Origin of the sequence: uncultured Pseudoflavonifractor sp. (assembly GCF_944387805.1) — a bacterium.
GTDB lineage: Bacteria > Bacillota > Clostridia > Oscillospirales > Oscillospiraceae > Pseudoflavonifractor.
Map to the genome: position 1 here is coordinate 41365 of NZ_CALXGI010000008.1, position 18582 is coordinate 59946.

Annotated in this window: 19 protein-coding genes; all 19 read left to right on the forward strand. The window is 55.6% G+C overall.

The genetic code is table 11. The features are described from left to right. The first annotated feature begins 40 nt into the window (after positions 1–40). The 19 genes from Q0K06_RS03800 to rsgA all read left to right on the forward strand — a co-directional run bounded on the left by Q0K06_RS03800 (position 41) and on the right by rsgA (position 18550). Complete coding sequence (locus Q0K06_RS03800) at positions 41–298, forward strand: DUF3343 domain-containing protein (protein WP_294548865.1); 258 nt, start codon at positions 41–43, stop codon at positions 296–298. After that, positions 295–1440, forward strand: a complete 1146-nt coding sequence (locus Q0K06_RS03805; RefSeq protein WP_294548800.1) for an aminotransferase class V-fold PLP-dependent enzyme — start codon at positions 295–297, stop codon at positions 1438–1440. Before Q0K06_RS03800 ends, Q0K06_RS03805 begins: the two co-directional genes overlap by 4 nt. 234 nt (positions 1441–1674) lie before the next feature. Next, a complete protein-coding gene (gene cdaA / locus Q0K06_RS03810; protein ID WP_294548802.1) occupies positions 1675–2568 on the forward strand; it encodes a diadenylate cyclase CdaA in 894 nt (297 codons plus the stop codon). Further along, positions 2543–3808: a CdaR family protein gene (locus tag Q0K06_RS03815; RefSeq protein ID WP_294548805.1), complete on the forward strand. Its 1266-nt coding sequence runs from the start codon at positions 2543–2545 to the stop codon at positions 3806–3808. Before cdaA ends, Q0K06_RS03815 begins: the two co-directional genes overlap by 26 nt. Before the next feature lie 75 nt (positions 3809–3883). Further along, complete coding sequence (locus Q0K06_RS03820; RefSeq protein WP_294548808.1) at positions 3884–4783, forward strand: DUF5685 family protein; 900 nt, start codon at positions 3884–3886, stop codon at positions 4781–4783. A gap of 33 nt (positions 4784–4816) precedes the next feature. Next, a complete protein-coding gene (locus Q0K06_RS03825; protein WP_294548811.1) occupies positions 4817–5428 on the forward strand; it encodes a DnaJ domain-containing protein in 612 nt (203 codons plus the stop codon). A gap of 1 nt (position 5429) precedes the next feature. After that, complete coding sequence (locus Q0K06_RS03830; protein ID WP_294548814.1) at positions 5430–5957, forward strand: hypothetical protein; 528 nt, start codon at positions 5430–5432, stop codon at positions 5955–5957. A gap of 81 nt (positions 5958–6038) precedes the next feature. Next, positions 6039–6905: a YicC/YloC family endoribonuclease gene (locus tag Q0K06_RS03835; protein WP_294548868.1), complete on the forward strand. Its 867-nt coding sequence runs from the start codon at positions 6039–6041 to the stop codon at positions 6903–6905. Between the two features lie 14 nt (positions 6906–6919). After that, on the forward strand, positions 6920–7195 hold the full coding sequence (gene remA, locus Q0K06_RS03840; protein WP_294548817.1) for an extracellular matrix/biofilm regulator RemA: 276 nt from the start codon (positions 6920–6922) through the stop codon (positions 7193–7195). Beyond that, complete coding sequence (gene gmk, locus Q0K06_RS03845; protein ID WP_294548819.1) at positions 7192–7803, forward strand: guanylate kinase; 612 nt, start codon at positions 7192–7194, stop codon at positions 7801–7803. The genes remA and gmk overlap by 4 nt, the downstream gene beginning before the upstream one ends. A 78-nt stretch (positions 7804–7881) precedes the next feature. Beyond that, complete coding sequence (gene rpoZ, locus Q0K06_RS03850) at positions 7882–8085, forward strand: DNA-directed RNA polymerase subunit omega (RefSeq protein ID WP_294519254.1); 204 nt, start codon at positions 7882–7884, stop codon at positions 8083–8085. 105 nt (positions 8086–8190) lie between these two features. After that, positions 8191–10665: a primosomal protein N' gene (gene priA, locus Q0K06_RS03855; RefSeq protein ID WP_294548822.1), complete on the forward strand. Its 2475-nt coding sequence runs from the start codon at positions 8191–8193 to the stop codon at positions 10663–10665. 13 nt (positions 10666–10678) lie between these two features. After that, the gene (def, locus tag Q0K06_RS03860; protein WP_294548825.1) at positions 10679–11173 is read left to right on the forward strand and encodes a peptide deformylase; all 495 of its coding nucleotides are present in this window, start codon (positions 10679–10681) and stop codon (positions 11171–11173) included. Continuing rightward, positions 11170–12105, forward strand: coding sequence for a methionyl-tRNA formyltransferase (gene fmt / locus Q0K06_RS03865; protein WP_294548828.1), 936 nt, complete (start codon positions 11170–11172; stop codon positions 12103–12105). The genes def and fmt overlap by 4 nt, the downstream gene beginning before the upstream one ends. Before the next feature lie 67 nt (positions 12106–12172). Next, positions 12173–13534 carry a 16S rRNA (cytosine(967)-C(5))-methyltransferase RsmB gene (rsmB, locus tag Q0K06_RS03870; RefSeq protein WP_294548830.1) on the forward strand — a complete coding sequence of 454 codons (1362 nt, stop codon included), beginning with the start codon at positions 12173–12175 and terminating at the stop codon, positions 13532–13534. Positions 13535–13547: 13 nt separating this feature from the next. Beyond that, the gene (rlmN, locus tag Q0K06_RS03875; RefSeq protein WP_294548833.1) at positions 13548–14570 is read left to right on the forward strand and encodes a 23S rRNA (adenine(2503)-C(2))-methyltransferase RlmN; all 1023 of its coding nucleotides are present in this window, start codon (positions 13548–13550) and stop codon (positions 14568–14570) included. Between the two features lie 69 nt (positions 14571–14639). Further along, on the forward strand, positions 14640–15362 hold the full coding sequence (locus Q0K06_RS03880) for a Stp1/IreP family PP2C-type Ser/Thr phosphatase (RefSeq protein ID WP_294548871.1): 723 nt from the start codon (positions 14640–14642) through the stop codon (positions 15360–15362). Positions 15363–15506: 144 nt separating this feature from the next. Then, positions 15507–17654 carry a Stk1 family PASTA domain-containing Ser/Thr kinase gene (gene pknB / locus Q0K06_RS03885; protein WP_294548836.1) on the forward strand — a complete coding sequence of 716 codons (2148 nt, stop codon included), beginning with the start codon at positions 15507–15509 and terminating at the stop codon, positions 17652–17654. After that, positions 17651–18550, forward strand: coding sequence for a ribosome small subunit-dependent GTPase A (gene rsgA / locus Q0K06_RS03890; protein WP_294548838.1), 900 nt, complete (start codon positions 17651–17653; stop codon positions 18548–18550). Before pknB ends, rsgA begins: the two co-directional genes overlap by 4 nt. The last annotated feature ends 32 nt before the right edge of the window (positions 18551–18582 follow it).

Consider the following 18582-nt stretch of genomic DNA (forward strand, 5'->3'; position numbering starts at 1 on the left):
GGCTATTGAGAAATCCCCAGGAAAGGAATGGTCATGTTTGATGGTGTACTACCTAATTATTTGCCGCTCCCTGACCTATGCCCAGCGGACAGCCCAAGTACTGGAGCGGGCTGGCATTACCGCCCATATTCTGCGCTCCCCCAGAAGCGTTTCCGGCGAAGGATGCAGTCATGCAGTAAAGGTGTCCGAGCGCAATTTGGCAGACGCGCTGGCAATTCTGGGGCGGGTGGGCCTCCCGCCAAAGCGGGTCTTTATTCAGGCGGCTGACGGGGGATATAAAGAGGTGCGGCTGCTATGATTTATCTGGACAGCGCTGCCACCACTATGCAGAAGCCGCCGTCCGTTGCCCGGGCGGCAGCCTACGCCATGGGCCACATGGCCAGTCCGGGGCGGGGGAGCCATCGCCCAGCGGCGCTGGCGGCAGATACGGCCTTTGCCTGCCGCCAGGCCGCTGCTGCATTATTTGGAGTGGAGAGCCCGGAGCAGGTTGTGTTTACCATGAATGCTACCCACGGACTCAATCTGGCAATCAAGTCTCTGATCCGCCCGGGCGATACGGTTCTTATCTCTGGCTACGAGCACAACGCGGTAACCCGGCCGCTCCACTGTATGCAGGATGTGCAGGTTAGAGTAGCATCCGGGCCGCTGTTTTGTCCGGAACAGATATTCCAGCAGTTCGAGGCTCTGTTGACTGACGAGGTGCGGGCGGTTATTTGTACTCATGTGTCCAATGTGTTTGGTTATATTCTCCCAGTGGATCGGATTGCCGCTCTGTGCAGAGAACGGGGGGTGCCGTTCATTCTGGATGCTTCCCAGTCCGCCGGCTGTCTGAGGGTACGGATGGACGAATTAGGCGCATCCTTTATCGCCATGCCAGGCCACAAAGGATTGTACGGCCCTCAGGGGACCGGACTGCTGCTGTGCGGCGCACAGACACAGCCCCTGCTGGAGGGCGGCACAGGTAGTTTGTCTGCGCTTCAGGAGATGCCAGACTTTCTGCCTGATCGGCTGGAAGCAGGGACACACAATATCGCAGGCATTGCCGGACTTTTGGAGGGCATCCGGTATGTGACCCGAACAGGGGCAGAAAATATATTGGCCCATGAGACGCGGCTTACCCAGCGTGCAGCCCGGGCTTTGGTCAGAATTCCTGCGGTAACCGTGTATGCTGCTGAGAAAGGCTTAGGGCAGGCGGGTGTGCTGTCCTTTCAGATTCGTGGGATGGACTGTGAGGAAGCTGGCGCTGCGCTGGGGGAGATGGGAATTGCAGTCCGCGCCGGGTTACACTGCGCCCCGCTGGCTCACCGTTCGGCAGGTACATTGGGAACTGGTACAATTCGCGCCAGCTTTTCGGCCTTTAATACCGCTTGTGAAACCGAACATTTCGTCCATGCAGTGAGGTGTATTGCCGCACGCACGGAAAACAACAGAACGCGTTAACAAACCCGCTATGCTTTGTGTCCCAAAGCATAGCGGGTTCTGCGCTGAAAAAATGACACGGAATGTGGAGCCTTTGGTGAGGCTAGGGAATTTATAGAAAATTCACTTCTGTTGTATTGCCATTTTCTCAGCAATAAAGTATAATCTTTAGAATAGGCAGAGTATGAAGAGACTAAGTCTGACCTGCCCATGAGCGAATATGCCCGGACGGCTGAAATGCAGGTGAAGGGAAGAATGGAACAGATAATACAGTGGATTCAGGAGAGCTTTATGGCCTTTCCTTCCATCGGTATAGCGGATATTCTGGATATCCTTATCATGGCATTTATTTTTTATAAACTGCTGATGATTGTCCGCCGTACCAGTTCAGGACAGGTTATGAAGGGGGTTCTCCTTGTTATAGTGGCCTTTGTCCTGGTCAGTGCTTTCCAACTCAGGATGCTCAGCTACTTGATGGGCAAGGTGCTGGAATATGGCGTTCTGGCTCTGGTCATTTTATTTCAGCCCGAGATACGGCGCTTTTTGGAGCAGATGGGCCGCAGCAGCATTGGCAGTGTATTTGTGCGGGAGGAGGCTCCCGGTGAGCTGGAGAACGCCATCACCCAGACCGTGCTGGCCTATACGGACTTGTCCAAAACCAAGACGGGCGCATTAATGGTGTTTGAGCGTAAGAACCAGCTGGATGACGCCATTAAAACCGGAACAGCTTTGGACTGCGTGGTCAACGCGGAACTGCTCAAAAATATCTTCTGGAACAAGGCGCCCCTTCATGATGGCGCGGTGATTGTGCGGGCTGGGCGGATTGTGGGCGCGGGCTGCATGCTGCCTCTGTCCGGAAATGTCAACCTCTCCCGAGATCTGGGTATGCGCCACCGGGCTGGCATTGGAGCCAGCGAAAACTCGGACGCAGTAGTAGCCATTGTCTCGGAAGAGACGGGTTCTATTTCTGTGGCAGTGGGCGGCATGCTGAAACGCCATCTGGCGCCGGAAACCCTGGAGCGTCTGCTGCGCAATGAGCTTTTGCCCCAGAATGACGAGAATGATAAGCCCAAATTCAACCTGATCAATATCATCTTGAAGTCAAAGAGAGGGGAGAAGGCCGATGTGGAAAAAGATAAAAGACAGTAAATGGCTCTACGTTGTGCTCTCTCTTCTGATGGCCTCCGTCCTGTGGATTTACGTAGTAAAAGAGGCCAACCCCTCAATTGAACGCTCCATTTCCAATATTCCCATTACCTTTACCGGAACGGAAATACTGGCGGCTCGCAACCTGATTATCTCTGAGGGAGCGGACCAGACCATGACATTAGCGCTGGAAGCAAAGTCGGATGTATTTGCCAAGCTAAACCGTGAGAACATTACCCTGAGCGTGGATGTATCCCAGATTTCAGAGCCTGGCACCTATCGGCTCCTGGTAAAGCCCAGTTATCCCATCAATGTCAACCAGTTGGATGTGACGGTAAATAACGATGTTTCCGATCTCTATGTGGAGTTCACGGTCTCCGAACTGGAGAGCAAAGAAATCCCGGTCCGGCTGGAGTTCAAGGGGAGCTATGCCGAGGACTATATGGCGGGCAAGCCCACTATTACGCCGGGTACCATCAATATCAGCGGGCAGCAGGAGCTGGTAAATCAGGTGGCCTATGCGAAGGTGGTCCTCACCATTGAGAATATGAGCGAGAGCTATGAGGGCGATCTGCCCTTTGTGTATGTGGGCGCAGATGGGACGGAGCTGACGGACTTGACGGTAACAGCCAATGTGGATACCGTCCATGTAGAGTATCCCATTGTAAAGACCAAGCAGGTGCCGGTGACAGTTGATATTATTCCCGGCGGCGGCGCAACAGAGGACGATGTGAATATCACCTACGGTGTCAGTCACGAGGCCGTCATGTACCTCACCATCTCTGGCCCCGAGGACGAACTTGAGACCTATGACAAGATTGTGCTGGGCGAGATTGACCTCTCCAAGGTATATACCGAGGAGACCTTCAGCTTCCCGGTGACGCTCAATGAGGACTTTACGAATGAGAGCGGTATCAGCTCAGTGGATGTGACCGTCACCATTGATGACACAAAACTGACTACCCGGGAGTTTACCGTAGACAATATCCAGATGATCAATAAGCCGGATGGATACAATGCGGAACTGATAACCGAATCCCGGCTGGTGACTGTCCGCGGACCTGAGGAGGCGGTGGATGCGCTCTTCCAGTCTCAACTGCGGATTGTAGTGGACTTGTCCCAGGCCCAACTGGCCACAGGACGGCAGACGGTTCAGGCCCAAGTCATTATAGACGGCAGCAGTAATGTGGGTGTGCTGGGCGGCGAATATGACGTGCTGGTCAATTTCACCCTGGCGGAATAACAACAGGAGGAAATGTGATGGCGGAAACCGCCGGTTTGAGGCAGTGCAGAAATCAGGACGGCAGGCGAAGCTGATATGTTTGGCTATATTCGACCCAACCGCGAGGAGCTAAAGGTCCGGGAACTGGAGGACTACCAGGCCATGTACTGCGGCCTGTGCCAGGTGATGGGCAAGCGCTGCGGCTTTACGGCCCGGATGCTGCTCAATTATGATTTTACCTTTCTGGCCATGCTGCTTTCTCCGCCGGAACGCAGACCGTCTACCTGCATGCGCCGCTGTCCCGCCAAGCTCTTCCTGCGTAAGAAATGTACCTGCGCTTCCGGACCGTGGCTGGAGGCTGCGGCGGATGAGAGCGTCATTCTCAGCTACTGGAAAGTGCGTGACAGTATTGAGGACGGCGGCTTCTGGGAGCGGATCGGCGCCCGCACACTCTCTCTGCTTCTTCGGAGAGGCTACCGCCGGGCGGCGGCAGCACGGCCGGAATTTGACCGTGAAGTCTGCCGTCAGCTGGAGACATTGCGCCGGCTGGAGAAGTCAGATACGCCTTCACTGGACCGGACGGCAGACACTTTTGCCCGGATTCTCCAGGCCGCAGCACCTAAGACAGAGAATGAGGCAGAGGATCGGGCGTTGGGACAGCTGCTCTATCATGTGGGACGATGGATTTATCTGATTGATGCATGGGATGACCTTCAAGAAGATGTTTCTGCCGGAAGATATAATCCCATCCATGCCCGCTTTGGCGGCAGGGAAGAGGCAGAGCAGGAATACCTGCGTACTACCCTGCTCCACTCTCGCAATCTGGCTCTCTCTGCGTTTGCCCTGTTAAATCGGGGCTGCTGGGAGCCGGTGTTGGGAAATATCCTGTGTCTGGGAATGCCCATGGTAGAAGAAATGGTATTCCGCGGATGCTGGAAGCAGATGAAGCGGCGGACAATTTTGGGCGTTGATTCGGGCAGATCCCAACAGAGATAGATGTCAATGATTTAGGACAGGAGACAGAAATACATGAGCGATCCATACAGCGTACTCGGAGTTTCCCCCAATGCCAGCGATGAGGAGATTAAAAAGGCATACCGCGAGCTGGCTCGGAAATACCATCCGGACAACTACCAGAACAATCCCTTGGCCGATCTGGCTGAGGAAAAGATGAAGGAAATTAACGAGGCCTACGACGCCATCAATAAGATGCGCAGCGGCGGAAGCTACAGCGGCAGCGCCTACCAGCAGAGCGGCAGCAGCTATGGCTACGGCTATCAGCAGCAGAGTCAGTCTTCTTCCGCCGGCAATCTGTACAGCCGGGTACGGCAGGCCATTAATGCCGGCAATATTGACGCCGCAGAGAATCTGCTGCGTCAGGCTCCCGCTCAGGATGCGGAGTGGCACTTTCTCTCCGGCTGCATTGCCTATCGCCGGGGCTGGCTGGACGAGGCGCGGCAGCAATATCAAATTGCCTGTAACGCTGACCCGGGCAACATGGAGTACCGTCAGGCGCTGAACATGATGCAGCAGGGTGGACAAGCCTATCGTCCTTACGGCAATACGGGCGTAGGCATGGATGCCTGTGACTGCTGCAGCACGCTGATGTGTTTGCAGTGCCTGTGTGGAGGCTGCAACTGAGATGAGACAGCGAAATTCAGGGGCACGTCAGGTAGCGCTGGTTGGTGTCCTTGCCGCTCTTTCCCTGGTAATTTTGCTGCTGGCAGCTGTTTCCCCATCGGGACGGATGGGAATTGTGGCAGTGGCTGGCCTGGTCAACGCTGCAGCTGTCATCTCCGGCGGCCTTCACTCCGGCTTCTTGTGCTGGGCAGTAGCTGGTATTCTGGGCCTTATTCTCTCGCCTGATAAAGGAAATGTACTGCTCTATCTGATTTTTTTCGGTGTGTACCCCATGGTAAAGAGCTTGATTGAGCGGTTACGGCGGGCCCCGCTGGAGTGGCTGTGCAAGCTGGTATTCTTCAATGTGGTACTCACTTTTTGCTGGTTTGTGCTGCGGGATGCGCTGCTTGCCGGGCTCCCCGCAGTGTTTGAGCAGCTGTGGGTACTCTACGCGGGCGGGAATGTGGTATTCTTGGTCTATGATTACGGCTTCTCTAAATTGGTGATGCTCTATGCAGCCAGAATAGATAAGGCGATACGGCGGAGATAAGGGTTTTCAAAGTAAAAAAAATCTGATATAATATATTGCTAAACAATCGAAAGAAGGGAAGCGAGCCCTTTGGTGAAGAGCATGACCGGCTATGGAAAAGGCGAGGCAGAGCTCCACGGACGTACCATTACAGTGGAGCTCCGTTCCGTTAACAACCGATATCTTGACTGCACCATCAAGCTGCCCCGGATCTATGTCTTTGCGGAGGAGGCCATCAAGACCCGGGTACAGAAAAGCATTTCCCGCGGCAAGGTGGATATCTTTGTGACCATCGGACAGTCTGAGACGGGTGATGTATCTATCTCCCTGAACAGGGGTGTGGCAGACGGTTACTACTCCGCGCTGTGCCAGATGCGGGATACTTATGGCCTGCGGGACGATATTTCTGTCTCGCTGCTCTCCCGATTCCAGGACGTGTTTCTGGTGGAGAAGAGCCCGGAAGATTTGGAGGCGGTGGCCGCCGATATCTGTACGGTATTGGATATGGCCCTGGCAGACTTTGACGCCATGCGTACCCGTGAGGGCGGCAAGCTGGAGGAGGATATCCGCGGGCGGGCCGCTACCATCGGCAGCCTGACGGCGCTGGTTGAGGAACGCGCCCCCGGCATTGTGGCAGATTATCGGGCCCGGCTGGAGGCCAAGATGGCAGAGGTGCTGCAGAATACTCAAATTGATGAGAGCCGCATTCTCACCGAGGCTGCCATCTTTGCGGATAAGGTAGCTGTGGACGAAGAGACGGTGCGCCTGAGAAGCCATCTGGACCAGCTGTCCCATATGCTGGATCAGGGCGGCGCCATTGGCCGCAAGCTGGATTTTCTGATTCAGGAGTTCAACCGGGAAGCCAACACCATCGGCTCCAAATGCAACGATATTGAGACCGCCCGCCATGTGGTGGACATCAAAGCGGAAATTGAAAAAATCCGGGAGCAGGTCCAAAACATTGAGTAAAGGGGCGGTTCAGAGTGAAGCTTATCAATATTGGATTTGGCAACATGGTCTCCGCCGGTCGGCTCATTGCCATTGTGAGTCCGGAATCCGCACCTATCAAGCGTATGATCCAGGAAGCAAGAGACCGAGGCATGCTGATTGATGCCACCTACGGCCGCAGAACCCGAGCCGTTCTGATTATGGACAGTGACCATATCGTCCTCTCGGCCATTCAGCCGGAGACCGTGGCGGGCCGCCTGAGCGGCAAGGACGCACCGGACCCGGTAACCGAGGAGGATGACGAGGGATGATAAAAAAGAAGAAGACTCGCGGACAGCTGATCGTGCTCTCCGGCCCCTCCGGGGTGGGAAAGAGCACTGTAATTGCGGAATTGCTGGGAGAGAGGAAGGACATCTATTTTTCCGTCTCTTTCACGACCCGCAGTCCCCGTGTAGGCGAGGCGAACGGCGTAAATTACAACTTTGTCAGCCGTGAGGAGTTTGAGCGGATGATTGCCGCCGATGAATTGCTGGAATATGCCCAGTACGTCGGTAACTACTATGGCACCTCTCTCAAGATTATTCAGGACAAGCTGGCTGCCGGCATTGATGTACTGCTGGACATTGAGGTCCAGGGTGCGGCCAAGGTGCGCAGCAAATGTCCGGAGGCTGTGCTGATTTTCATTATTCCGCCCTCCTTTGAGGAGCTCTCCCGCCGGCTCCATGGCCGGGCTACTGACGATGAAGATGTTATAGCAGGACGACTCCAGAAGGCCCGGGAGGAGTACCGCCAAATTCCCAACTACGACTACCTGGTGGTCAATGACAAGGTGTCCACCGCGGCGGCAGAGATTATCTCTATCCTGACGGCGGAGGACTGCCGGACCCGAAACCGCCTTGCCCTTGTGGATGGAATCTAACAGTTGTTCATACTGTTTGCCACCAACGCGCGCCGCCGTGCTCCGGCGGACGCGGCCCAAAGAAAGGAACGATGCTTTATGATGCTGAAACCCGCAATGAATGAACTTCTCGCCCAGATCCCCAGCCGCTATATGCTGGTGAACGTAGTGGCCCAGCGTGCCCGCCAGATTGCCAGTGAGGCGGAGGAGGAGGGCATCTCCCTGGAGGATAAGCCCGTCTCCCTGGCCCTGCGGGAAGTAGCGGAAGGTAAGTGCATTCCTCACGCCGAGGATGAGGAGTAAAGGAAACACAGATTTCTCCGGAAGGCAAGTGAAAGGGCGGCAGCGCCTGTCACTTGCCTTTTGCGGGATAGTTGGACAAGTCTCATCATCGGGGGGAGCAGAAGCGTGGAACATGTCATTCTGGCAAAAGTAGCTCTCAGCGCGGCTACCTTTGCAATTGATAAGCCCTACGACTATTTGCTCCCCGACGAACTGCGGGAAACTGCTGCCCCCGGTATGCGGGTTTTAGTGCCTTTTGGCGCGGGAAACCGCCGGATTGAGGGCATTATCCTGGCTCTGAGCCAAGGGCAGCCCGGCCCGCGGCTGAAAGCAATTATTGCCCTGCTGGACGATGCTCCCGTGCTGGACAGCGAGAGTATCCAGCTGGCCCTGTGGATGCGGGAGCGGTATTTTTGCACAGTATATGAGGCGGCACGTGCCATGCTCCCGGCGGGGCTGTATTTCTCGCTCCAGGACCAGTATCACATCACCAAGGGTGTGGATAAGGAGGCCGCCTATGAGGCAGCCGGCAGGTCCGACCATGCACGCCGGATTCTGGATCTGGCGTATGCCTGCGGCGGTACCGCTGAGATGGGACAGATTCGGGCAGCGTTTGGTACTAAGGACCCTAATCCGGCCATTAAGCTGCTGACAGAGCGGGGAATCCTGACCCTGGAGACCAGCGCGTCCCGTGGTGTAGGAGACAAGACCGAACAGGTGGTATCCCTGGCTGTGCCGCCGGAGGAGGCTCTTGCTCTGGTGACACCGAAGAGGAAAACCGCTCCTCTGCGCTACGCGGTGGTAGAACTGCTGTCAGCAGTGGGGCAGGCCTCATCCAAGGAGATTTGCTATTTTACCGGAGCTTCTCCGGCCACGCTGCGGTCTTTGGTAAAAAGCGGAATTGCCGTAATGGAGAAGCGAGAGGTATTCCGCCGGGTCGTACCGGAGCAGACTGAGCCCGCGCCGCCGGTGGTGCTTAATAGGGAACAGACAGCGGCCTTTGAGGGGATTAACCAGTTGTGTAAGGCGGGAGAGTCAGCAGCTGCTCTGCTCTACGGTGTGACCGGCAGCGGCAAGACTCAGGTCTATATCCGTCTTATTGAGGAGGTCCTCAAGCGGGGGAAAAGCGCTATGGTTTTGGTGCCTGAAATTGCACTGACACCCCAACTGCTGCACATTTTTACCTCCCACTTTGGTGACGCCATTGCTGTGCTCCACAGCTCTCTGCGGGCTGGGGAACGGTATGACGAATGGAAACGGGTGCGTACTGGAAAAGCCAGGGTGGTTATTGGTACCCGGTCAGCAGTGTTTGCGCCGCTGCAAAATCTGGGGCTCATTGTACTGGATGAAGAGCAGGAGTATACCTATAAATCCGAAAATGTTCCCCGGTATCATGCCCGGGACGTGGCGAAGTTCCGCTGTGTCCGCAGCAGAGCAGTACTCCTGCTGGGCTCTGCAACCCCATCTGTGGAGAGCATGTATCTGGCTAAAACCGGGGTCTATCATCTGTTTATCCTTCGCAGCCGGTACAACACCCAGGCGCTTCCCCAGGTGCATATCGTGGATATGAAGCGAGAACTTCGAAGCGGAAACGGATCTGATATCAGCCAGCAGCTCCGGGAGGAGCTTAGGGCAAATTTGGACCGGGGAGAGCAGAGCATCCTCTTTCTCAATCGCCGTGGCAACAGCCGGATGGCTGCCTGTGGCGAATGCGGCGAGGTGCCGTCCTGTCCCCGGTGCTCTGCTTATCTGACCTACCACTCAGCCAACGGACGGCTGATGTGCCACCACTGCGGCCATTCGGAGCGCCTGCCGGATGCCTGCCACCACTGCGGCGGGGCCTTCCACTTCATCGGCAGCGGTACCCAGAAGGTACAGGAAGAACTGGAGATGCTGTTTCCCGGCACCGAGGTTATGCGGATGGATACAGACACCGTGTCCGCCGTACAGTCCCACGAGAAGCTGCTTTCCCGCTTTGAGAAGGAGAAGGTGCCCATTTTGGTGGGTACGCAGATGGTGGCTAAGGGACTGGACTTTGAAAATGTCACTTTGGTTGGCGTTATCTCAGCAGATCTCTCCTTATATGTCGACGACTACCGGGCAGGAGAGCGAACCTTTTCCCTCCTGACTCAGGTGGTGGGACGGGCCGGCCGGGGAGAAAAGAGCGGTCGTGCCATCATCCAGACCTTTACGCCGGAAAACGAGGTTATCACCACCGCAGCTGCTCAGGATTACGATACCTTTTATCAGCAGGAAATTACCATGCGCCGTGTGCGGGGCTGCCCTCCCTTTGCGGATCTCTTTGTACTCACCGCCTCCGGGACGGAGGAGAGCCGAGTATTACGGATGTGCGTCCGGCTGCGCCAAACTCTGGAGCGCTGGTTTTCCGATCCGGCCTATCAGGGCTTGGATGTTCAGCTGCTGGGCCCGGCACCCGCCGCAGTGGCCAAGGTCAACAATCGGTATCGCTACCATCTAACCATATCTGGGCATAATTCAAAGACTATGCGCACGCTGGTGGCCGCGCTGCTCTGTGCCGCCCACAGTGATAAGGAAATGAAAGGGGTATCTGTGTTTGCAGATGTAAATCCCACGGATTAAGGAGGAACATAATATGGCGCTTCGGACCATTCTTACAAAAGGTGACCCTGTACTGACGAAAAAGGCCCATCTTGTCACCAATTTTGACCAGAAATTATCTGTCCTGCTGGACGATATGATAGAGACCCTGCGGGACTCTGGCGGCGTAGGTCTGGCGGCCCCTCAAATCGGTATTCTGCGGCGGGTAGTAGTGGTTATTAATGGGGAGGACCAGGTCATTGAACTGGTTAACCCGGAGATCATTGCCACGGAAGGGGAGCAGGTGGGCTTTGAGGGCTGCCTGTCCGTTCCCGGCCGCTGGGGCAAGGTGACGCGTCCCATGAAGGCTAAAGTCCGGGCGCAGAACCGACAGGGTGAGTGGTTTGAGGTAGAGGACGAGGGCCTGACCGCCCGCTGCTTCTGCCATGAACTGGACCATTTGGACGGCCACCTCTTCACTGAGCTGACCGACAAGCTCTACACCTCAGATGAGCTGGAGAAGCTGATGGAGCAGGAGGGACAGGCGTGAGAATTCTCTTCATGGGCACCCCTGAATTTGCTGTCCCCTCTCTGGAGGCCCTGGTGGCTGCCGGACATGAAGTCTGCGGGGTGTTTTCCCAGCCGGATAAACCGGTAGGACGGCATCAGAACAGGCTCCAGCCAACGCCTGTAAAGGAGTGCGCCATCACACACAATATCCCCGTTTTCCAGCCGGTGAAGATGAGGGACGGCACCGCTCTGGCTCAGATTCAGACTCTGGCGCCTGATCTGATCGTGGTGGCAGCTTACGGCAGAATTCTGCCGGATGAGATTCTGGCCTGTCCACCCAAGGGATGCATCAACGTCCACTCGTCCCTGCTGCCCAAATATCGGGGAGCAGCGCCTATCAATTGGGCGGTGCTCAACGGGGACACAGTGTCTGGTGTGACCATTATGCATATGGCTACGGAGTTGGATGCAGGGGATATCATTGTCCAGGAGTCCACGGAGATCGGCCCTGATGAGACGGCGGAGGAACTGTATCGCCGCCTGTCTGTTCTGGGCGCCGGACTTCTGGTGCAGGCGGTTAGCGCCATTGAGGCGGGGATCGCGCAGCGAACCCCCCAGAACGGGGCAGATGCCACCCTTGCTCCCATGCTGAGCAAGGAGCTCTCACCCATGGACTGGAGCCGTACCGCCCACGCCCTTCACTGCCAGGTTCGGGGCCTGCTGCCCTGGCCTGTGGCATCCACAGAGAAGCTGACTGGCGAGACTATCAAGGTCTACCGTACAGAAGAGACGGGAGACAAGACCCAGGCCCAGCCTGGTACTGTACTGGCTGCTGGAAAGCACGGGATTGACGTGGCCTGCGGAGAGGGCACTGTGCTTCGCATTACCGAGCTCCAGGCTCCCGGCAAAAAGCGGATGAAGGCGGCGGATTATCTGCTGGGCCATCCCATTGCTGTTCAGTCTCAGGGATGATTTTAAAAATACAGCGGCATAATCAATGGACTGCCGCATAAAGACAGAGAGAAAGAGGAGGACACCCATGTCAAGCGCCGATCAAACTGCCCGGGAGACCGCGCTATTGGCGCTGTCCGCCTGTGAGCGGCAGGGAGCCTGGTCTGACGGGTTCCTGAAAAAAACACTGCGGGAGTCTGGTCTGGACAGCCGGGACGCGGCTCTGGCTACACGGCTGTGCTTCGGGGTGCTCCAGAACCGGATGCTGCTGGACTTCTATATTGGAAAATTCTCTACTACACGGCCTGAGAAGATGGAGATTAAGGTGCGTAATGCCCTCCGCCTGGGGGTTTACCAGATGGCCTTTATGAGCAAGATTCCTCATAACGCGGCAGTAAACGAGTCAGTAGAGCTGACCAAGAAGCACTGCAAGAATCCTCGGGCTGCGGGTATGGTCAATGGTGTGCTTCGGAACGTATCCCGAAACATTGACCGCCTGCCAGTGATTGAGAGCGACAGCCGCGAGGAGTATCTCTCCATCCGGTACAGTCACCCACTGTGGCTGGTGCGGGAGTTTACCAATCTCTTGGGCAGCGAGGAGGCCGAGGCCCTGCTGGAGGCAGATAATGGCCAGCCCCCTATTACGGCCCAAATCAACATCTGCCGGACCACCATGGAGCAGACGCTGGAGCGCTTGTCAGAGGCCGGCGTGGCGGCACAGCCGCATCCGTGGCTGCCTAACTGCCTGGTGTTGACAGGAACAGGTAATCTGGAGCACCTTACCGCTTTTCGGGAAGGCCTGTTTTATATTCAGGACCCGGCTGCCCGGCTGGCTGTAGAAGCTGCGGATCCTAAGCCGGGGATGAAAGTGCTGGATGCCTGCGCTGCGCCTGGCGGCAAGACCTTTGCCGCCGCCATCCGTATGAACGGAGAGGGAGAGATTCTGTCCTGCGACATCCACGCCCATAAGGAGAAGCTGATTCAGGCCGGCGCAGAGCGGCTTGGCTTTACCTGTATCAAGACCGCTGTAATGGACGGGAAGAAACATCGCCCCGCCTTTGAGAATGCATTTGATCTGGTGATTGCCGATGTGCCCTGTTCTGGACTGGGTATTATCCGCAAAAAACCGGATATTCGTTACAAGGACCCGGAGCCGTTGCGAGGACTGCCAGCAGTGCAGAGCGCTATTCTGGACAATGTTGCCACCTATGTAAAGCCGGGCGGTGTACTGCTCTATGCCACCTGTACCTTACTGGAGCGGGAGAACGGCGATGTAATACAAGGTTTTCTTGACAGGAACCATGACTTTACACTTGAGAAATTTCAACTGCCGGCGCCCCTTGGAAGGGCGGAAAACGGCATGTTTACCTTTTGGCCTCAGCGCCATGGGACCGACGGCTTTTTTATTGCGAAGCTGAGGAGAAAAAACGGAACGGCAGCTGCCATTTAGGAGCGACACAGTTATGACCGATATCAAATCTATGAACCAAAGGGAGATGGCAGACTACTTCCGGGAGCTGGGGGAGCCGGCTTTTCGAGCTAAGCAGGTGTTCCAGTGGCTCCACCGGGGCGCCGTCTCCTTTGATGAGATGACCAATCTCTCCAAAAGTTTGCGGGAAAAGCTGAGCGGCAGCTGCTATATTACAGCGCCTATTGTGGAGCGGAAACAGGTCTCAGCTCAGGACGGGACCATCAAATACCTTTGGCGGCTGAGAGATGGAAACTGCATTGAAACTGTTTTGATGCGCTACCACCATGGGAATACTGTGTGTATCTCTTCCCAGGTGGGATGCCGGATGGGATGCGCCTTCTGCGCGTCCACTCTGGGCGGCAAGGTGAGAAACTTGACACCGTCTGAAATGCTGGACCAGGTACTCTTTACCCAGCTGGATTCCGGGGCGCCCATCTCCAATATTGTCCTGATGGGAATTGGCGAACCACTTGATAATTTTGACACGGTAATGCGCTTCCTTGAGCTGGTAAATCATCCGGATGGCCTCAATATCGGCATGCGCCATATATCCCTGTCCACCTGCGGTTTGGTCGAAAAAATTGACAAACTGGCCGATCTTCGGTTACAATTGACGTTGTCTGTCTCCCTGCACGCGCCGGATGACGAGACCCGCTCCCGTATTATGCCGGTAAATAAGGCTGTTGGTGTGGAGCGACTGTTCAAAAGCTGCCGCCAATATTTTGAAAAAACCGGACGGCGAATTTCTTACGAGTATGCCATGATTGACGGCGTCAATGACTCTGATTGGCAGGCCGACCTGCTGGCCAAGCATCTCAAGGGAACGCCGGGACATGTGAATCTGATCCCGCTCAACGAGGTGAAAGAGAGCCTGCTGAAGCCGAGCCGCAGGGTAGAAGCATTTCAAAAGCGGCTGGAGCAACACGGGATCACGGTGACGGTGCGGCGCAAGCTGGGCGGGGATATCGACGCGTCCTGCGGTCAGCTGCGCAGAAAGGCTATGCAGGAGAACTGAGCGGAAGCTGCCGCCCGATTTCGGATGGATGGCAGTGTGGAAACTGTCCACAGAGAAGAGGCAATCGACATGATAAAAGCTTGGGGTATCACAGATCGTGGTGCTGTCAGACATCAAAATCAGGATGCCTATTACCTGGATGTACCAGGAAATTTGGCGCTGGCGGTTGTTTGTGATGGAATGGGCGGCGCCAAGGCTGGCAATGTGGCCAGTACACTGGCGGTGGACACCTTTGTAGAGGCGTTGCGCAGCGGCAGTATTGATGCTCAGGAGCCGGATGATGCTCTGGCCCGGGCTGCGGAGCAGGCCAATAGAGCGGTGTTTGACAGGGCAGTCAGTGATCCAGCCTGTCAGGGCATGGGCACTACTATGGTGGCGGTACTGTTGACAGACCGGAGCGCCCACATCCTCAATATCGGGGACAGCAGATGCTATCTGGTGACAGAAACTGGGATTTCCAGGGTAACACGTGATCACTCTGTGGTAGAGGATCTGGTTCAAAAGGGACGGATTACCCCTGAAGAAGCCCGACTCCACCCCCGTAAAAATCTGATCACACGTGCTTTAGGCGCAGAAGAGCGTGTGCGTGCTGATTTGTACCACTTGGACTTAGCAGTAGGGGACTGCCTGCTCCTATGTTCCGATGGGCTGTCCAATATTGTCACGGATCAGGAGCTGCTCTATGAGATCATCCACGGCGGAGAGAAGGAGGACTGCTGCCGCCGGCTGTTGGATATCGCCATGTCTCGGGGTGCACCTGACAATGTGACGGCAGTACTGATTCAGGTATAATACACCCTGCTGTTCCAATATGCGGAGAATGCCAGCTGTCAGGCACAACAGACAGCGCCGCGGCCAGAGGCCTCTGCTCTAGCCGCACGAAAATCCGGCCACTCTCACCTGATGTGAACAAGGCCCTCGAGGAGGAGATTTACCATGGATCAATACATAGGTAAATTACTCGATAACCGATACGAAATTTTGGAGCGCATCGGCTCCGGCGGTATGGCAGTGGTATATAAGGCCCGCTGCCACCGGCTTAACCGGCTGGTCGCCATCAAAATTCTGAAGAGCGACTTGGCCCAGGACGCCGAGTTTCGCCGCCGGTTCCACGACGAGTCCCAGGCTGTCGCGATGCTGTCCCACCCCAATATTGTGGCAGTATATGATGTCTCCCACTCCGATGATTTGGACTATATCGTCATGGAGCTGATCGACGGCATTACCCTCAAGCAGTACATGCAGAAAAAAGGGGAGCCGCTGAATTGGCGCGAGGCCCTGCACTTTATTACCCAGATTATGAAAGGTCTCTCCCACGCCCATAGCCGCGGCATCATTCACCGGGACATCAAACCTCATAACATTATGGTCCTGCGGGACGGCAGTGTAAAGGTAGCTGACTTTGGTATTGCCAGGCTTACCTCCGCGGCACAAAATACCCTGACCCAGGAGGCTTTGGGCTCTGTCCACTATATCTCCCCTGAGCAGGCCAGAGGCAGCTATATTGACGCCCGCAGCGACATCTACTCTGCCGGCGTTGTGCTCTATGAGATGCTGACTGGCCGTCTGCCCTACGAGGGCGACTCGCCCATCTCAGTTGCCATCCAGCACATCAACTCCATCCCGCTCTCTCCCCGGGAGATCAACCCGGATATCCCCGAGGCGCTGGAGGAGATCACCATGAAGGCCATGGCATCCAATGTGGATCAGCGCTACATCTCTGCTGATGCCATGCTGGCAGACCTGGAGGAGTTCCGGAAGAACCCCAACATCAACTTTGACTATGGCGATGTTGACCTGTTGGAGAGCAGCGACGAACCTACTCAGGTGGTGAATCCCGGTGGAACGCATCGTACATTCCACGGGTCTGGCAGTGCTGCAGCCCGTCAGGCAAGCGGCCAGAGTCAGGGAGGCGATATGGCAGAGCATCCACGGCGCCATAAAAGTCGAGACGATGTGTACGATGACAGATATGACGACTATGATGACCGGCGAGGCAGGGCAGAACGGGGGAGCCCTGTTCCGGTTATTCTGGCCGTAGGGGCCATTGTTATCTTCCTGGCCGGAATTGGCTACTTTTTATGGGTCTCCTTCCTGGGGCCGCTTCTTAACCCAGAGATTCCGCTCTACACCACACCCAGCGTAGTGGGAATGACGCTGGAAGAGGCGCAGAACGACAATACTGTATTGGAAAATGGCTTTACAGTTGAACTGGAAAAAACAGTAGAAGACGAGGAGCATCCGGAGGGAGAAATCATCGACCAGAGTCCCGATGCCAACACCCAGGTTCAGTCAGGTGAGCGTACCATTAAAGTGACGGTCAGTGGCGGCAGTTCTGCTGATATCAAAATGGGCGACTATGAAAACAAGAAGCTGGATGAGGTCAAGACCCTTCTGGAGAGCAAGGGAATTGTCGTCAAGGTGGAGGAACAGGCTTCGGAGGAAGTCACAAAGGACTATATTATCTTCCAGAGTCCTGAAGAGGGAACTGCGCTTAAGGCGGGGGATGAGGTCACGCTGGTGGTGAGTACAGGACCCGACCTCCAACCCGTTACCATAATCGATCTGCGGGGCCAGCCCTTGGAGGAGGCCAAGAAGTGGCTGGAGAAGATGGATTTGATTCTGGGAACCCCTGTGGAGGTCTATGACGACGTTCAGCCTGTCGGCTACGTGGTCAGCCAGGATAAAGAGCCCAGAACAGAAGTTCTGCCCAAGACAATCGTTAACCTGACAGTCAGCAAGGGACCAGATCCCAACGCAGCGGTCACAGAGTCGCCTGAGCCAACCGAGAGCGATGGCGAGACCACGACACCTCCGTCAGAGAGCCAGATCCCCAGCCCACCGCCGTCCTCTTCTCAGCCTACGGTGCAGAAGACTGTGCGGATTGAACTGCCCTCCGATCGGGACTTGGTCCATGTGGTGGTAACAGTGAATGGACAGACCCAGTATGACGACACAGTGGATACTGTATTCCGCGTCATTACGCCTCCTCTCAGCGCGCCGGAGGGCACCATGCAGGCAGAAGTGTGTGTCTATCTGGATGATCAGCTTCAGAGTACAACCTATATTGATTTTGTCAAATGAGTGAAGGAATTATCTTAAAAGCTCTCAGCGGCTTCTATTATGTAGATGACGGAAGTGGCGCTCCACCCACAGCGTGCCGGGCCAGAGGCCGCTTCCGTCATGCCAGAATTTCGCCTCTTGTTGGAGATCGCGTACGGTTTACAAAACTCCCGGATGAAAGTGGGACCGTAGACGAGATCTTACCCCGCCGCAATCAGTTTCAGCGTCCTGCAGTGGCCAATATTGACCAAATGGTGATTATTGCCTCTGGCGCTATTCCTGTGACAGATCCCTTTCTAATTGACCGTATGATTTCATTAGCGGCCTGGAAGGGCTGCCAGAGCGTTGTGTGCATCAACAAGTGCGACCTGGATGCCGCCCAGTCTCTCTACCAGATCTATCAATCCGCTGGCTTTCCCACGCTGCGGGTCAGTGCTGAAACAGGGGAGGGGATTGAGGTTCTGGCGGAGATAATCTCTGGTAAGGTATCTGCCTTTACAGGGAACTCTGGTGTAGGAAAATCAAGCATTCTCAATGCACTGGCCCCCAATTTTGCCCTTCCGGTGGGGGAGGTCAGCGACAAGCTGGGGCGCGGTCGGCATACCACCCGGCACGTGGAGCTGTTTCGCCTGAAAAATGGTGCCATTGTTGCCGACACGCCGGGATTTTCCTCCTTTGATACAGAACAGATGGAGGGCTGCCGGAAAGAGGACCTTGCATCTACATTCCAGGAATTTGCTCCTTACTTGGAACAGTGTCAATTTACAGGATGCGCTCATGTAAAGGAAAAAGGCTGTGCAGTTCTTGCAGCGCTCAAGGAGGGAAAAATTGCTCCCAGCAGGCATGCCAGTTATGTGCGTCTTTATGAGGAGGCTGCCCAGCGCAAAGACTGGGAGGAGAAAAAACGGAGCAATTAGCAGTACATTGTGAGCAAGGGCCCCCGGCACGT

Excerpts from the sequence above, each read along its gene's own strand:
- Q0K06_RS03800 (WP_294548865.1), top strand. The coding sequence starts at position 41 with ATGGTGTACTACCTAATTATTTGCCGCTCCCTGACCTATGCCCAGCGG.
- Q0K06_RS03805 (WP_294548800.1), top strand. The coding sequence starts at position 295 with ATGATTTATCTGGACAGCGCTGCCACCACTATGCAGAAGCCGCCGTCC.
- cdaA (WP_294548802.1), top strand. The coding sequence starts at position 1,675 with ATGGAACAGATAATACAGTGGATTCAGGAGAGCTTTATGGCCTTTCCT.
- Q0K06_RS03815 (WP_294548805.1), top strand. The coding sequence starts at position 2,543 with ATGTGGAAAAAGATAAAAGACAGTAAATGGCTCTACGTTGTGCTCTCT.
- Q0K06_RS03820 (WP_294548808.1), top strand. The coding sequence starts at position 3,884 with ATGTTTGGCTATATTCGACCCAACCGCGAGGAGCTAAAGGTCCGGGAA.
- Q0K06_RS03825 (WP_294548811.1), top strand. The coding sequence starts at position 4,817 with ATGAGCGATCCATACAGCGTACTCGGAGTTTCCCCCAATGCCAGCGAT.
- Q0K06_RS03830 (WP_294548814.1), top strand. The coding sequence starts at position 5,430 with ATGAGACAGCGAAATTCAGGGGCACGTCAGGTAGCGCTGGTTGGTGTC.
- Q0K06_RS03835 (WP_294548868.1), top strand. The coding sequence starts at position 6,039 with ATGACCGGCTATGGAAAAGGCGAGGCAGAGCTCCACGGACGTACCATT.
- gmk (WP_294548819.1), top strand. The coding sequence starts at position 7,192 with ATGATAAAAAAGAAGAAGACTCGCGGACAGCTGATCGTGCTCTCCGGC.
- rpoZ (WP_294519254.1), top strand. The coding sequence starts at position 7,882 with ATGATGCTGAAACCCGCAATGAATGAACTTCTCGCCCAGATCCCCAGC.
- def (WP_294548825.1), top strand. The coding sequence starts at position 10,679 with ATGGCGCTTCGGACCATTCTTACAAAAGGTGACCCTGTACTGACGAAA.
- rsmB (WP_294548830.1), top strand. The coding sequence starts at position 12,173 with ATGTCAAGCGCCGATCAAACTGCCCGGGAGACCGCGCTATTGGCGCTG.
- rlmN (WP_294548833.1), top strand. The coding sequence starts at position 13,548 with ATGACCGATATCAAATCTATGAACCAAAGGGAGATGGCAGACTACTTC.
- Q0K06_RS03880 (WP_294548871.1), top strand. The coding sequence starts at position 14,640 with ATGATAAAAGCTTGGGGTATCACAGATCGTGGTGCTGTCAGACATCAA.
- pknB (WP_294548836.1), top strand. The coding sequence starts at position 15,507 with ATGGATCAATACATAGGTAAATTACTCGATAACCGATACGAAATTTTG.
- rsgA (WP_294548838.1), top strand. The coding sequence starts at position 17,651 with ATGAGTGAAGGAATTATCTTAAAAGCTCTCAGCGGCTTCTATTATGTA.